The sequence below is a fragment of the Bifidobacterium sp. MSK.17.10 genome (assembly GCF_019129655.1).
Classification (GTDB): domain Bacteria; phylum Actinomycetota; class Actinomycetes; order Actinomycetales; family Bifidobacteriaceae; genus Bifidobacterium; species Bifidobacterium adolescentis.
On the sequence record NZ_JAHOJD010000004.1, the window covers coordinates 143,957 to 159,348 of the forward strand.

Here is a 15,392-nt window from a genome sequence, read left to right on the forward strand (position 1 = left end):
TGGACTATATATCAACGATGAACAAGATAGGGTCAAGCGCAGACAACGGCACGCCATTTCGGTGAACGGAAGAACAACGCTGATTGAATGTCGCGAAAGGAAAGGTCCTTTACCGTTTACTGTCCGATGACGTGCGCATATGTATACTGCGGAGCCTGACGTGTGGACTTGATCATCACTTTGTCAGAGGGGCTGACCGATACCGTAGCGCCATACTTCACTTTGAGCCGCGACCCGACGCCACCGGCCAGATTGACCGCGTTCTGCAGATTGTCGCTGTCGCCGATCGCGCGAATGGTGAATGGGGATTTCAGTTTGGTGCCATCGCAGACGAGACTGCCGGCCGTGCCACTGATGTAAGTACTGGTTACCACGCGGACATTGTTGATCTCAATGACCTCGGCACCACTGTTGCGCAATTCCTCAAGCAACGTGAACAATATCGCGGAGTCAATCCTCTGTTTGGAACCCTGCGATATGCGGATGACCACGCCTTCTCCCGTAGCCGCGAGACGGCCGGATAGGATGCCGTTGGTCTGCGCGTTCTGCTTGGCGATTTCCGCGGCCTTCTCATTTTTGTCCGCGGTGTCTTTCAAAGCGTTCAGCTGGCTGGAGAGTTCGTTCTTACGCTGTTCGAGCTTTTGGACCTGAGCGTTGGTCTCGCTGATGAGCTTGGTTAATTCATCTTCGCTCATCGTCTCATAGGTGGATGTCGTGTTGTTTATCTGGATCACATAGCCGAAGCCAAGCAAGGCGCACAATATCGTGACCAGAATGCTGGAATACAGTCGGGTTCGTGTGACCTTCGCATCAAGTGAGATTCGCTTCTTGGCCTTGACCATGGGGAACGCACCGGTTTGGGTGCTGTCATTGTTCTGGTCCTTGACCCTCTGCTCATGGATTCTGGACAGCATGTCCTTGCTGTTCGCGTCTTGTCCGCTCATACCGCATCAACCTTTAAAGATGAAGCGTCGAATGGAGGACACATTGGTAAAGATTCGTATGCCGAGCACTACGATCACTGCGGTCTGCAGCTGGGAGCCGACTCCCAACTGGTTGCCGAGGAACACCAGCAGCGTTGCGGTGATGACATTCGAGAAGAAGGAGATCACGAACACTTTATCGGAAAAGCTGCGTTGGAAATACGCGCGTGCGGCGCCTAGCAACGCATCCAACGCGGCCAATACCATAATCGGCAGATACGGTTGGAGCTCGATGGGGATGTCCGGACGAACGAATACACCGATTACCACGCCGATGATAAGTCCCAAGACAGCTGCCATTACTTGTCCTTCCTCACATGCGTCGTGTCGCCAGCCACTGCAGCATCAAGTGTAATCGATTTGCTTTTGCTTATCTGCGGATAGATGCCGGCCTTTTTGAAATCGTCATACAGTTGTTTCTGCGTTGTCTTGCTTACCGATTTCGCCAAGGTCGCCTGATTGCCTATCGCCTCGATTCGATATGGGCTTTGCACCGAATTGACTCCGATGAGAATCGTCGATCCGGCGGTTCGAATCGAGGTTTGCACGCCAAGGCGGTTGCCGTTGATCGCGATCGCCTCCGCTCCGGATTGCCATAGCAAGGAGACAAGCAGCTGCAAATCGGAATCGGTGACGACTCGAACCTGGCTGCCATTTTCTCTTGGCAGTGAGGAGTCGGCATTGTCACCGCTGACGGAAAGCGGGTTGGCTACGGTCAGGACAATGCCTTCCCCTTGCACCGGAAGCGTTCCATTGACCATTTCATCATCCTGCATCGTCTGGTTTAGGGACCAGCTTGCCAAGGATTCCGATTCAGATTCGATTTGCGACCGCAAGTCGTTGACGTCCTTGGTGAGGTCGCCGACCCGCTTCGTTTGTTCGGTCAGCTGGCTTGCCAACTGCTTGCGTACTTCTTTGCGTGGGTCAGTGCTCAGCTGGCGCACGAAAACGCTTCCCGCGGCACCCACAGCGATGCAGATGAGGAACACCAGAATCCTGGTGGCCCAAATCGAAACCGCCGAACGTTTTTTAGTGGCCAGGCGGGAGTCCGAATACAGGACGTCCATCGGACGATTGGTCAAATCGTCAATAAGCCGAAGCGAATCGTCATCGACATGTCTATGGCGTTGCGGCATGGCGGGCATGGAGGCCGGTTGCACATGATGGGATGACAGGCCGGCGAAGGATGACGAAAAAATGGCACGATGCTTTGTGGGTACGTTCTCCGGGGAAACGGGGAACGACGCGAAACGTGGAGCATCGGACTTCATATATGCGTCAATCCTTGCTGTTTGTATCGTTCTTCAACAGTTGGATGCCTTGGCGCATGTAGATGTACCCTGCAAGCCAATACAGTCCAACGCCCCAGATTCCGGTGGCAAGACCGCATAGATGCAGTGTATCCGCAGCGGAGTTGGACCAGATGTCGGCGAAGATCAACGCGACGATGGCGATAAGCAGCATCGCGGTACCGGCCTTGCCTACGAAATGAACAGGCAATGGGCCATAATCGTGCTGCGCCAAAACCAGTATCAGAACAGCCATGATCAAATCTCGCAGACCGACGACGATCAGCATCCACCATGGAATGATGTTCGCCACACCCAAAGCAAGAATGCTGCAGAAGATCAGCAGACGATCGGCAATCGGATCGAGAATTTGCCCGATTTTGCTCACCTGATTGAATGATCTGGCGATCAGTCCGTCCAAACCATCGGATATCGCCGATAGCGCAAGCACGACCAAGGCGGTCACCATCCTGTGATGAGAGACCAGCATCGCGATAAAAGGAATCGAAATGATTCTCAGCAGGCTGATGAAGTTCGGAACCGTGAAATAGATGTCTCGCGGTTCCGGACTGTATTGCTTCTTAATAATCAGTTTGCTCATATTACGAGCTACACTACATTCTCGAAGCCTGCAACGCGGTGACTATTATGCCACGGGCACCAACTTCATACAACTGGTCCATAAGCTGGTTCACCTTCGCCTTCGGAACCACCACACGCACAGCCGCCCACTGCTTATCATGCAGAGGCGAAATCGTCGGGCTTTCGAAACCCGGAGTGATATCCACTGCGGCGGACACCTTCTCGACCGGAATGTCGTAGTCCATAAGCACATTACGCTGGGCAGTGAGCACGCCTTGCAGACGCCTGCTCAGAATCGTCAGACGCTCGTCATCCGCCTCAAGACGAGGGGAACGAATCAATACGGCTTCAGAGTGCATCAGCGGTTCAGCGAAAATGCGCAGTCCCGCATTACGCAGAGTGGTCCCTGTGGAAACCACATCGGCGATCAGATCGGCGACGCCAAGCTGGACGGACGATTCGACGGCGCCGTCAAGGTGCACGGTTTCCGCGTTGATGCCATGCTCGACCAGATAGTCATGTACGAGCTTGTCGAATGTGGTGGCGACTCGCTTGCCTTCAATATCCTCAAGCTTGGTAATCGGCGAATCGTTCGGGGCTGCGAAACGGAACGTGGAGGCTCCGAAGCCAAGCTGCATATGCTCCTCCGCATCGGTGCCGGAGTTCACGAGCAAATCATGCCCGGTGATTCCAACGTCGATGGTGCCGCGACCGACATAGACCGCAATGTCGAGGGGACGCAGGTAGAACAACTCAACATCATTGTCGGGATCCTCCACGACCAACTGGCGAGGGTTGCTCCTCAAACGGTAGCCGGCTTCCGCCAGCATGTTCCAAGCGGGTTCGGACAGCATGCCCTTATTAGGCACAGCGATTCTTAGCATGTTTCTCCTCTAAAAAAGGCCACACCTTCAACTGGCATGGCCCCGGGTTTCTCACAGGTTCTTGTAGATGTCCTCGAGTGTGATGCCACGATCGATCATCATGACCTGCAGATGGTAGATGAGCTGGCTCATTTCTTCGGCCGTGCGATCAGCACCCTCATATTCGGCGGCGATCCAGGTCTCTCCAGCCTCTTCGACAATCTTCTTGCCGATGAAGTGCGTGCCTTTGGCAAGCTCATCGACGGTCAGGGAACCGGCCTGCTTGGCGGCGGCTTTCTCGCTCAATTCCGCGAACAGCGATTCAAAAGTCTTCATATTCGTATGCTTCCTTGTATGGTGGGCGTTCACGCCTTGAAGGCTGCTTCGGCCTTCTCGCGGATGGAGTCGATAGCCTCGGCCGGATTCTCGGCACCGTACACGGCGGAACCGGCGACCAGCACATCGGCACCGGCTTCGGCAACGATATGGGCGGTCTTGGGGCTCACGCCACCATCGACCTGGATCTTCGTCTTCAGGCCACGGCGGGTGATTTCGTCACGCAGACGACGAACCTTGGCCATCTGGTTGTCAAGGAACTTCTGACCGCCGAAGCCCGGTTCGACCGTCATGATAAGCACCATGTCGAATTCGTCAAGGATGTCGAAGATCGGCTCGACCGGTTCGGCCGGACGGACCGCAAAGCAAGCCTTGCAGCCCATGTCGCGCAGCTGACGCGCAAGACGAACCGGAGCATGCGTCGCTCCCATATGGAAGCTGACGGAAGCCGCACCAAGCTTGGCGTATTCCGGAGCCCAACGGTCCGGATCCTCGATCATCAGATGCACGTCGACCGGAAGGTCAGTGACTTGGCAGATGCGAGCCACAATCGGCTCACCCAACGTCAGATTCGGAACGAAATGATGGTCCATCACGTCCACGTGAACGAGATCGGCGTTGGAAATGGCCTTAAGGTCACGTTCCAGATTGCAGAAGTCAGCGGACAGGATGCTAGGTGCGATTTGAATAGTCATGGTTCTCATTCTATGGAAGGTAATCGACTTGATGCTACTTGTTGTCGGACTGGTCATCGGCATATGAGACGGATGAGCCATCGTTTGCCGTGATTTCATCCTTGGTTTTCGTAAGGTTGGCCTTCGCGGTCGGGAGACCGGTTTCTCCATCCTCGACGAGGCTTAGCTCAATCTCGGTGACGGTGCGCAACTTCTCGGCAAGCAGCTCGGTGGACTTTCCCATCTGCTGAATAACGATGAAAGCCACCACGCCAAGCACGAACACCGCCATGGACACCCATACGTTGATGCGCACGCCAAGGAACTCGTGCGCGAAATCAATGCGCAGAGCCTCGATCCAAGTGCGTCCCGCCGTGTACCACATGATGTATATGGCGAACAAGGACCCGGCCTTGAGTTTTTTCATGATTTTGGAACCAAGGAAAACGATGAGCGCAGCACCGATGAGATTCCAAATCATCTCATACAGGAAGGTGGGGTGGAACAGCGTGCCTGTCGGGCAGGTCGCTCCGTCATAGCATTGTTCGCTGTGACCGATGGCGCTTCCCTCCATATTCAACTTCAAACCCCAAGGCAAGGTCGTCGGCGCGCCGTAGAGCTCTTGGTTGAACCAGTTGCCCAGACGTCCCACGGCCTGCGCCACGAGCAATCCTGGCGCGACGGCGTCACCGAGCAGAGCCATTGGATAATGCTTGTGACGACACCATGCCCAAGCGGCAAGCGCTCCAAGCAGGACGCCGCCCCAGATGCCCAGTCCGCCATTCCAGATGCGGAACATCTCCACCCAATCGCCGGTCGGTCCGAAGAAACGTTCCGGAGTGGTGATGATGTGGTATATACGCGCACCGATGATGCCGCTCGGCACCGCGACAAGCGTGATGTCGAGAATCTGATCGAAATTACCGCCATATCGTTTCCAATGAACGGTTGTCATCCATACCGCCAGCACGATGCCGAGCAGAATGCACAGCGCGTAGAAATGGATGGTCACCGGCCCGATGGAAAACTGCGAAATGGTGGGTGACGGAATGTAAGCAAGTGTCATAGTTTCCTGATGGTAGTCCACGTATACGATATGGTACGTGGACTACCAGTATGTTGTCTTTGGACTGGTTCAGTTGCGGGCGTTGTGGATGCCTTCGGCAAGCTCCTCAGTCTTCTCCGCCAAGGCCTTGAGACCGGTGGCTTCGTCGACTGCATGCTTGCCGGATTCGTCAAGCATGGTATGCACCAGAGCCGAGCCTACGATGACACCGTCCGCATACGATCCGACACGAGCCCCCTGTTCCGCGGTGGACACGCCGATGCCTACGCACACGTTTTTCGCACCGGCCTTGCGGGTACGGGCGACCAGTTCCTTCGGGGACGCATCGATGGTGGAGCGTTCTCCGGTGACGCCCATGCGGGCGGCAGCATAGACGAAACCCCGCGCATTGTCCGCAACGACTTTCAGACGGTCTTCGGTGGAATCCGGAGATACCAGGAAGATGCGGTCGAGTCCGTGACGGTCGGAGGCTTCGATCCACTCGCCGGCCTCGTCCGGAATGAGATCCGGGGTGATGAGACCGGCTCCACCGGCGTTTTCGAAATCACGTGCGAATCGTTCGACGCCGTAATGGAAGATGAGGTTCCAATAGCTCATGACCAATGGCACTCCCCCGGCGTTCGCCACTGTTTCCACCGCTTTGAATACGTTGGCGATTTTTTCACCATTGTCGATGGCGATTTGCGATGCCGCCTGGATGACGGGACCGTCCATGACGGGGTCGGAATACGGCAGCCCGATTTCGACCGCGTTCACGCCGTGTTCGACCATGGTGCGGAAAGCTTTGAGCGAATAATCCGGATCAGGGAATCCGTATGGCAGATATCCGATGAATGCCGGCTTGTCGGCGGCTTTGAATTCATCGAACATGGTTTCCGTCGGGCTTGGCTTGTGGCTGATGCCGAGTGGCTGGCCGGACGGCGTGGATGATGTTGCGTTCGTCATGATGGTTGCTCCTTTTCTCACTCGCCGTCCGCGTTGTTGCCTTGCGCGCCGTTGGATTCCAAGGCTTTGGCCTGCTCGTCGGTCAGGTATCCGAACCATTTGCCGGCGGTGTTCATGTCCTTGTCTCCACGGCCAGAGATGTTGATGATCATGACCGGATGCTCATACCCTTTGGCCTTGAGGTCTGCAGCTGCCTTGTACGCGCCGGCCACTGCGTGGGAGCTTTCGATGGCAGGGATGATGCCTTCGGTTTCGCACAGATCCTTGAACGCGCTCATGGCTTCCCGATCAGTGGCCCAGGAATAGTTGACGCGGCCGATATCCTTGAGCCATGCATGTTCGGGGCCGACGGAGGCGTAATCCAAGCCTGCGGAGATGGAGTACGTGTCAAGGGTCTGGCCTTCGGGGTTTTCCAACAGATAGCTCTTGGCTCCTTGGAACATGCCCAGTTCACCGGTACCTGGCGCGAATCGAATGGCATGGCGACCGGATTCGGGCCCGTTACCGCCGGCCTCGTAACCGTACAGGTTTACTCGTTCGTCATCGAGGAAGGCGTTCATGATGCCGATGGCGTTGGAGCCGCCGCCGACGCATGCGCAAATAGCATCGGGATGGTCGATGCCATACCAATCCTGCAGCTGCTGTTTCGCTTCCTCTCCGATGATCTTTTGGAAGTCGCGCACCATGGATGGGAACGGATGAGGTCCTGCGACCGTGCCGAGCAGATAATGGGTGTCTTTGACGTTGGTGACCCAGTCGCGCAGCGCCTCGTTGATGGCGTCCTTGAGGATGCGATCACCCAAGGTGACTTCGACGACCTCCGCGCCAAGCATGCGCATGCGGGCAACGTTCAGCGCCTGACGGCGGGCATCGATCTGTCCCATGTAGATGCGGCACTTGAGTCCCAACATGGCACAGACCGTGGCAGTGGCCACACCATGCTGGCCTGCACCGGTTTCGGCGATCACACGGGTTTTGCCCATGCGCTTGACCAGTAGGGCCTGTCCAAGCGCGTTGTTGATCTTGTGGGCGCCGGTGTGGTTCAGGTCTTCACGCTTGAGGAACACACGGGCATCAAGACCGGTTTTCTCCTTGAGCCTCTGCGCGAAACGAGGCGCTTCAGTCAATGGGGACGGACGTCCAACATACTGCTGGTTCAACCGCGCCAATTCCTTATGGAATTCCGGATCGGCCTTGGCTTCCGTATACACGCGTTCAAGCTCGTCGAGCGCCGTGATCAGCGCTTCCGGAACATAGCGTCCGCCAAACTGTCCGAAATATGGTCCTTCATGGCTTGCCAACGGGGTCTGTTCGGATGCCTTCACTCTTGCTCCTGCCTTTACTAATCGTTCCACTGCCTGCTCATGGTTGGCCGCGGTGGCCACGCCTTCTCCCACCAGCACCGCATCCGCGCCGGCACGGGCGTAATCCTCAAGCTCAACCGAACCGAACACACCGGATTCCGCCACGCGAATCACATCGTCCGGCAAATCCGCGGCCAGTTCGTTGTACTTGTTCACATCCACCTTGAGGTCTTTAAGATTGCGGGCGTTGATGCCAATGACCTTGGCCCCGGCATTGATGGCCCGTTGAATCTCCTCACGGGTGTGTGTTTCCACCAGCACCGTCATATTGAGGCTATGCGCGAGATCGAGCAGCGACTTGAGCTTGACGTCGTCCAATGCGGCGACGATGAGCAGCACCAGATCGGCACCATGCGCACGTGCTTCCCAAATCTGATATTCGGTAACGATGAAATCCTTGCGCAGCACGGGAATCCTCACTGCGGCGCGCACCTTGTCGAAATCTTCAAGAGAGCCAAGGAACCGACGGCCTTCAGTCAGCACGGAAATCGCGCTTGCACCTCCCTGCTCGTATTCGCGGGCCAAAGCGGCCGGATCCGGAATATCGCTCAAATGGCCTTTGGATGGGGAGGCACGCTTGATCTCGGCGATGACCGGAATGCCATCCGCCTTTTTCAGCCACTGGCGCGCATCGATTGGCGCTGAAGCCTCGAACGCCATCCGCTTGACCTCAGCGAGCGGCACGTTGTTTTCTCTTGATCGCTGATCCTCGACGGCTCCCGCCACCAATTCATCGAGCACAGACATTACTGCTTCCTTTCACAACACAATTGAACGGTCAGAATGTGACTCACAACTGGCGAAGCTGCGCGGCGATCTGTACCGCTTCAACGCTGGCTTCGGCCTTGTTGCGAGTCTCCTGCCACTCACTGGCCGGCACGGAATCGAGGACGATTCCAGCTCCGGCCTGCACGCTCGCTTCATGGTCGCGAATGAATGCAGTTCGAATGGCGATGGCCATATCGAGGTTGCCTGAAAAATCAAAATAACCGACGGTGCCGCCGTAAATACCACGGTCGGCCGGCTCAAGTTCATCGATAATCTCGATGGCGCGCGGCTTCGGCGCTCCGGACAGCGTCCCCGCGGGGAAGGCGGAAGTGAACACGTCGAACGCCGTCATATGCGGATCGACCTGCCCGGTAACGGTTGAGCAGATGTGCATGATATGGCTGAACCGTTTGATGTCCATCAAGGAAACGACTTCGACGCTTTCCGGACGGCACACGCGGCTCAGATCGTTGCGGGCCAGATCGACCAGCATGATATGCTCGCTGCGTTCCTTCGGGTCTGCCAATAGTTCCTTGGCGAGACGTTCATCTTCTTCAGGAGTGGCGCCTCGTGGTCTGGAACCGGCGATTGGGAAAGACATGGCATGGCCGTTGTCCACCTTGATCAGTGTTTCCGGGCTGGAACCGATGACGTTGAAATCACGTCCTTGAGCATCGGTGAGTGCCATGAAATACATGTACGGGCTCGGATTGAGGGTACGCAGCACACGATACACATCAAACGGATCGGCGGGAGAATCAATATCCAGTCGCTGCGAAATGACCACTTGGAACACATCGCCATCGATGATATGGCGTTTGGCCTCTTCAACGGAACGTTCGTAATCGCTTTTCTCCGTGCGGAATCGCAGTTGGGGCTGGCCGACCGACTCGTCGAGCACATTGACCCGGGCTTCGTTTTCGACGGGTGCGGCAGCCTTGCGCTGCATATCATCCAGACGTGCCAGCGCTTCATCGTAGGCGGCATCGGCACGAGTCGGACGGTCATCGACATTCACGGCATTGGCAATCAGCCATACCGAGCCAGACACGTGGTCGACTACTGCGATGTCCGTGGCGAGAGCCAGAACGGTTTCCGGCTGTCCGGTCTCATTCGGGGCTTCGGCACGGAGCGTCGGTTCCCAATGTCGGATGGAATCCCATCCGACAGTACCAACGAGGCCACTGGTCAGATTCGGCAATCCCTCGACGTGCGGAGCCTTCAATGTCTTCAGCGCGGCATGTGCCACTTCGACAACATCACCGTCGGTGGGCACTCCGACAGGCACCTGTCCCAGCCAATCGGCTTTGCCGTTGTTCGAACGCAGCTGCGCCATGGAATTCACGCCGATGAAGCTGTATCGACTCCACGCTCCGCCAAATTCAGCCGATTCGAGGATGAACGTACCGGAACGGCCTCCTGCGAGACGCTCGTAGAAGCCGACTGGGGTCAATGAATCAGCCAGCAAACGGCGTACGATGGGGATGACACGGTAGCCTTGGTCGGCCAATTCATGGAACTGCTCACGGCTTGGCCATGTAGCACCCCACTTGAGGGTCTGTACGCTGCATTCGCTCACCGCTGACCCTCCTGTTCTTTGGTTCGATGGCCCACGACCACAGGCAGCTGTCCGCCTTCTTCAAAGCAGGAACGTTTGCCGGTATGGCAAGCCGCTCCCACTTGGTCAACTTCTACCAGAATGGCATCTCCATCGCAATCCAGCGCGAAGGACTTCACATACTGGGCATGTCCCGACGTATCGCCCTTACGCCAATACTCCTGCCTGGACCTCGACCAGAATGTGACGCGTCCGGTGGTGAGGGTACGTCTGATGGCTTCGTCGTTCATATAGCCGACCATCAGTACCTCTTTGGTATCGAACTGCTGGATGACGGCCGCGACCAAGCCTTTGTCATCGTGCTTGAGACGCTGTGCGATGCGCGGGTCGAGAGTGGTGGTGTTGTCGTATGCTTCGTTGGTCATGATGGTATTGCGATTCGTTGTTCAGTACTACAGGGTTGGTTTGCGTAGTTTCCGTGGTTCTATTCAGCGTACGGTGTATCCGGCTGCCTTGATGGCGTCTTTGACTTCACCGATGGTGACTTTGCCGTAATGGAAAATCGAGGCAGCGAGCACGGCATCGGCGCCCGCCTCGATTGCCGGCGGAAAATCCGAGGCTTTGCCGGCGCCGCCAGAAGCGATAATCGGGATTTTGACTTCCTTGCGGACAGCTTTGATCATCTCCAGATCGAAGCCTTGTTGGGTGCCATCGGCATCCATTGAATTAAGGAGAATCTCCCCCGCACCAAGTTCTTGGGCGCGCTTGACCCACCAAATGGCGTCAATGCCAGTGGATTTGCGCCCGCCCATGGTGGTGACTTCGAAACCTGACTGCGTATGTCGTTCTCCCTGTTCGCGACGTGCATCGACGGACAGCACAAGCACCTGATTGCCGAATCGTTCGGCGACACGACTGATGAGGGTAGGGCCATTGATGGCCGCGGTGTTGACGCCGACCTTATCCGCACCGCAACGAAGCAGGGAATCGACGTCTTCAGGGGTACGTACGCCGCCGCCGACAGTCAGTGGAATAAAAATCTGTTCGGCGGTGCGGCTCACCACATCGACCATGGTCTGCCTATGGGAGCTTGACGCCGTCACATCAAGGAACGTCAGTTCGTCCGCGCCCTGGCGGTAGTATTCCGCGGCGAGTTCGACCGGGTCTCCTGCATCGCGAAGATTCTCGAAATGCACGCCTTTGACCACTCGTCCCGCATCGACATCAAGACATGGAATGACTCGGACCGCCAGTGACATGCTGCTCTACTCCTTCACGCATAACGGTTGCAATGATTGCAAGAGTAACCGCAATACGTTACGTCGGTTCATGCGGATTCCGAGTAGCGGACAGAACCGGGCCTTTCGGAGGAATCAGTCACGTTCTTTGGCTGCAAGCTGTCCGCATGCGCCATCAATGTCCTGTCCTCTGGTATCACGCAGCGTGGCTGTGATGCCAGCGTTATGGAGAATCTCAAGGAATCTACGCTCGTCTTCTGGTTTGGACGCGGTCCACTTCGATCCCTCGATCGGATTGAGCGGAATCGGATTGACATGCGCCCAATCATCTCCATAGTGGTTCAGACGCTTCGCCAGCAATTTGGCATGTTCCGCCTGGTCGTTGATGCCGCGCATCAAGGCGTATTCGATGCTGACTCGCCGTTTGGAAGCCAGATAATAATCATGCGCAGCGTCGAGCACCTGTTTGGTGTTGAAACGCTTGTTCATGGGCACAAGTTCATCGCGCAATTCATCGCTCGGCGCGTGCAGGGATACTGCGAGACGTACTGGGATGCCTTCTTCGGCCAGTTTCCTGATGCCAGGCACCACGCCAACGGTGGAAACCGTGATGTTACGTGCGGAGATGCCGAAGCCTTCGGGAGGCATGGAACTAATTTGGCGGACTGCACTCAAGACGGATTTATAGTTGCCCATTGGTTCGCCCATGCCCATGAACACGATGTTGCTCAGTCGTCCGGAGCCTCCGGCCACTTCACCGTCACGCATGGCCTTCGCGGCCACACGAACCTGCTCAACGATTTCACCTGCGGACATGTTCCTGGTCAGTCCCAGTTGTCCAGTGGCGCAGAATGGGCAACCCATGCCGCAGCCGACCTGGCTGGAAATGCAAAGCGTGGTTCTGGTGGGATAACGCATCAATACGGATTCGATCAGCGACCCATCAAACAGGCGCCACAACGTTTTGATGGTGGTGCCTCCATCGGCGACTTGGCGTGTCACCTCATGGATGAGTTCCGGGAAGAAAGCTTCAGCCGCGTCGGAGCGTCTTGCCGCCGGAAAATCGGAAAATTCTTCCGCATTGACATCGAAATGGCCATAGTAATGATTAGCCAGCTGTTTGACCCTGAATTTCGGCAATCCAAGTTCCTTGGCCTTACCGATACGTTCCTCTTCGGACATATCGGCGAAATGCAGTGGCGGCTTGCCACGGCGGGCATGGTCTTTCGACAGCACATCCCGGAAGGCGCCCGAAGTGCCTCCAGGAGTGATGCCTGTTTCCGGCTGATCATTCATGGAATTCACGGTTATTGGCCCTTTCTCACATTCCGGTGGCCCACAGGAGCACGCACACGAAAGGAGCGCACAGGAGGATGGAGTCGACACGATCCATCACTCCGCCATGACCTTTAAGCAGATGGCCCATATCCTTAATACCAATGTCACGCTTCAGCATGGAAGCGCATAGGTCGCCGAAGGTTCCGGCTATACCGATCATGAAACCAGCGACAATAGGCACCCACCATCGAACCGTCCAAACGGATGGCTCGTAAGTGCAAAACATCACCACAAAAGAACCGGCCATGGCGAACAAGATGGATCCTGCCAGGCCCTCCCATGATTTCTTCGGTGAGATACGGGGACTGAGTTTATGTTTGCCAAGCCATGCACCTGCAAACAGACCACCGGTGTCACTCAGCGCGGGCATGAAGACAAGCATGATGGCATGTGCCACCGGATGACCGTTGAACGTCAACGGCATGATCAGGCAGGAGGCAAGCAGCGGAATGTACAAAACGGTGAACATGGAGACTGCCACATGGCTCAGTCGGCTGTGGCGCACTTCACCCTGTTCATGATTGAACGACGATTCGAGACGAGCACCTGCATCGGTGTGCGACAGTTTGTCCGCCACGGCCAGGGAAAGCCGACTGCCGAACGTCACCTTGGCACTTGCGGCGATCGCTACAAGCAGCAAGGAGGCCAGTACACAGACCGTCATAGCCACAATATGATGCTTGCTGTAGTAGGTGGCCAGCAAAGTCACCGCGGAACATGCCCACAGCGCCACCACGGGAATATGCAATCCCGCGGTGGCGAAATCGACGCGCAGCTCCCACAATGCGAGCACCATGAACAGCACGACAAGATAGACGAACAAATCAACGCTGATCAACAGGCATGCCAAGATGATGGCGATCAGGACGACCGCCGTGGCGATGGCCTGCGGCATGTTGCGTCCGGTTTTCTTGTTGATGGCGTTAATGGCCTCTTCGGCTTCTTTTTCGCGTTGCTCCTGTTTTTCCATCGTGGTCTCTCCTGTGGTACCGTGCGTCGATTGATGATTATGGAGATTCGAAGGAATCAGACCTCCATGATCTCCTTCTGCTTGGTTTCCAGCAGAGCGTCAAGCTCGTCGGTGGTCTGCTTGGTGACCTTGTCGAGTTCCTTGAGCAGACGATCGCCTTCGTCCTCGCCCATGTCGCCGTCTTTGATGGCCTTGTCAAGGGATTCCTTGGCCTTGCGACGAATGTTGCGCACCGCGACCTTGCCGTCTTCAGCCTTGCCCTTGGCAATCTTGACGTATTCCTTGCGACGCTCTTCGGTCAGCTCCGGCATGGTCAGGCGAATGACGTTGCCGTCGCGACGGGGGCTGGCTCCGAGATCGGAATCACGAAGCGCCTTCTCCACGGCGTTGGCCTGGGACGCATCGAAAGGAGTGACCGCCAAGGTGCGCGGCTCCGGAACACCGATGGTGGCAACGGCCTTCAGCGGGGTCGGTGCGCCGTAATAGTCAACGGTGATGCCGTTAAGCAGCGCCGGATTCGCACGACCGGTGCGAATACCGGAGAAGTTCTCCTTGGTGGATTCCACGGACTTGGCCATCTGCGCCTTGGCCTGATCGACGATAGTTGCCATTGTTTGCTCCTTTAATATTGTTGGTTTAATCGATATTCGGCTTTGAATGTCGTCACTCGGCGAGGGCGGATTCCGCGGTGGAAACCATGGTGCCGATCTCCTCGCCCAGCAAAGCCTGGGTCACATTGCCGGCGCCCTCGAGTCCGAAGACGCGGATGCGCTGCTTGTTGTCCCGCGCCATGGAAAGCGCCGCAGCATCCATGACCGCAAGATTGTCGACCAATGCACGGTTATAGCTCAGCGTGGCGAAGCGCTTGGCGTTCTCGTCTTTGCGCGGATCGGCAGTGTATACGCCGTCCACGCCGTTCTTGCCCATCAGCACCTCATCGCAGTGGATTTCCAGAGAACGCTGGATGGACACGGTGTCAGTGGAGAAATACGGCATGCCTGCTCCGGCGCCGAAAATCACCACGCGTCCCTTTTCCAGATGACGAATGGCCTTAAGCGGAATGTACGGCTCGGCGACCTGTCCCATGGTGATGGCGGTTTGCACGCGCGTGGCCTGTCCCTCCTGCTCGAGGAAATCCTGCAGAGCGAGGCAGTTCATCACCGTTCCCAGCATGCCCATATAGTCGCCGCGGGAACGATCGATGCCGGCCTGCTGCAGTTCGGCGCCACGGAAGAAGTTGCCGCCACCAACAACGATGGCGACCTGCACACCTTGCTTGACCGCGGGAACGATTTCCTCCGCAATACGACGAACGACGGTGGTGTCGATGCCGACTTTGCCTCCGCCGAATGCCTCTCCGGACAGCTTGAGCAGTACCCTGCGGGGATTGTCGCCAGTGTTTTCGCCAGTCATGAAAT

At 56.5% G+C, this 15,392-nt stretch carries 17 protein-coding genes; all 17 read right to left on the reverse strand.

Going from position 1 to position 15,392, the window contains the following annotated elements; all coding sequences use genetic code 11:
- Positions 1-116 precede the first annotated feature (116 nt).
- The 17 genes from KSX58_RS04630 to pyrH all read right to left on the reverse strand — a co-directional run bounded on the left by KSX58_RS04630 (position 117) and on the right by pyrH (position 15,387).
- Positions 117-944, reverse strand: coding sequence for a DUF881 domain-containing protein (locus KSX58_RS04630; protein WP_080863216.1), 828 nt, complete (start codon positions 942-944; stop codon positions 117-119).
- 6 nt (positions 945-950) lie between these two features.
- Positions 951-1,283, reverse strand: coding sequence for a small basic family protein (locus KSX58_RS04635; protein WP_003809295.1), 333 nt, complete (start codon positions 1,281-1,283; stop codon positions 951-953).
- Positions 1,283-2,254: a DUF881 domain-containing protein gene (locus tag KSX58_RS04640; RefSeq protein WP_011743176.1), complete on the reverse strand. Its 972-nt coding sequence runs from the start codon at positions 2,252-2,254 to the stop codon at positions 1,283-1,285. The genes KSX58_RS04635 and KSX58_RS04640 overlap by 1 nt, the downstream gene beginning before the upstream one ends.
- Before the next feature lie 7 nt (positions 2,255-2,261).
- Positions 2,262-2,873, reverse strand: a complete 612-nt coding sequence (locus KSX58_RS04645; protein ID WP_003809300.1) for a CDP-alcohol phosphatidyltransferase family protein — start codon at positions 2,871-2,873, stop codon at positions 2,262-2,264.
- A 13-nt stretch (positions 2,874-2,886) separates the two neighbouring features.
- Entirely contained in the window at positions 2,887-3,738 is an 852-nt protein-coding gene (gene hisG, locus KSX58_RS04650; protein WP_003809302.1) for an ATP phosphoribosyltransferase, read from the reverse strand.
- Positions 3,739-3,789: 51 nt separating this feature from the next.
- Positions 3,790-4,053, reverse strand: coding sequence for a phosphoribosyl-ATP diphosphatase (locus KSX58_RS04655; protein WP_033499464.1), 264 nt, complete (start codon positions 4,051-4,053; stop codon positions 3,790-3,792).
- A 29-nt stretch (positions 4,054-4,082) separates the two neighbouring features.
- Positions 4,083-4,748, reverse strand: a complete 666-nt coding sequence (rpe, locus tag KSX58_RS04660) for a ribulose-phosphate 3-epimerase (protein WP_033499463.1) — start codon at positions 4,746-4,748, stop codon at positions 4,083-4,085.
- Between the two features lie 34 nt (positions 4,749-4,782).
- The gene (lgt, locus tag KSX58_RS04665; protein WP_042990484.1) at positions 4,783-5,793 is read right to left on the reverse strand and encodes a prolipoprotein diacylglyceryl transferase; all 1,011 of its coding nucleotides are present in this window, start codon (positions 5,791-5,793) and stop codon (positions 4,783-4,785) included.
- Between the two features lie 69 nt (positions 5,794-5,862).
- Positions 5,863-6,738 carry a tryptophan synthase subunit alpha gene (gene trpA / locus KSX58_RS04670; protein ID WP_033499461.1) on the reverse strand — a complete coding sequence of 292 codons (876 nt, stop codon included), beginning with the start codon at positions 6,736-6,738 and terminating at the stop codon, positions 5,863-5,865.
- Positions 6,739-6,755: 17 nt separating this feature from the next.
- On the reverse strand, positions 6,756-8,849 hold the full coding sequence (locus KSX58_RS04675; RefSeq protein WP_085380878.1) for a bifunctional indole-3-glycerol phosphate synthase/tryptophan synthase subunit beta: 2,094 nt from the start codon (positions 8,847-8,849) through the stop codon (positions 6,756-6,758).
- 43 nt (positions 8,850-8,892) lie between these two features.
- Entirely contained in the window at positions 8,893-10,449 is a 1,557-nt protein-coding gene (gene trpE, locus KSX58_RS04680) for an anthranilate synthase component I (RefSeq protein ID WP_003809314.1), read from the reverse strand.
- Positions 10,446-10,853 carry a phosphoribosyl-AMP cyclohydrolase gene (gene hisI / locus KSX58_RS04685; protein WP_003809316.1) on the reverse strand — a complete coding sequence of 136 codons (408 nt, stop codon included), beginning with the start codon at positions 10,851-10,853 and terminating at the stop codon, positions 10,446-10,448. The genes trpE and hisI overlap by 4 nt, the downstream gene beginning before the upstream one ends.
- Before the next feature lie 63 nt (positions 10,854-10,916).
- Positions 10,917-11,687, reverse strand: coding sequence for an imidazole glycerol phosphate synthase subunit HisF (hisF, locus tag KSX58_RS04690; RefSeq protein ID WP_021913298.1), 771 nt, complete (start codon positions 11,685-11,687; stop codon positions 10,917-10,919).
- Positions 11,688-11,801: 114 nt separating this feature from the next.
- Positions 11,802-12,962, reverse strand: a complete 1,161-nt coding sequence (gene rlmN, locus KSX58_RS04695; RefSeq protein WP_003809321.1) for a 23S rRNA (adenine(2503)-C(2))-methyltransferase RlmN — start codon at positions 12,960-12,962, stop codon at positions 11,802-11,804.
- Positions 12,963-12,987: 25 nt separating this feature from the next.
- Complete coding sequence (locus tag KSX58_RS04700; RefSeq protein ID WP_033499459.1) at positions 12,988-13,974, reverse strand: phosphatidate cytidylyltransferase; 987 nt, start codon at positions 13,972-13,974, stop codon at positions 12,988-12,990.
- A 56-nt stretch (positions 13,975-14,030) separates the two neighbouring features.
- Positions 14,031-14,585, reverse strand: a complete 555-nt coding sequence (gene frr, locus KSX58_RS04705; protein ID WP_003809323.1) for a ribosome recycling factor — start codon at positions 14,583-14,585, stop codon at positions 14,031-14,033.
- Positions 14,586-14,637: 52 nt separating this feature from the next.
- Complete coding sequence (gene pyrH, locus KSX58_RS04710; protein ID WP_080863220.1) at positions 14,638-15,387, reverse strand: UMP kinase; 750 nt, start codon at positions 15,385-15,387, stop codon at positions 14,638-14,640.
- Between the last annotated feature and the right edge of the window lie 5 nt (positions 15,388-15,392).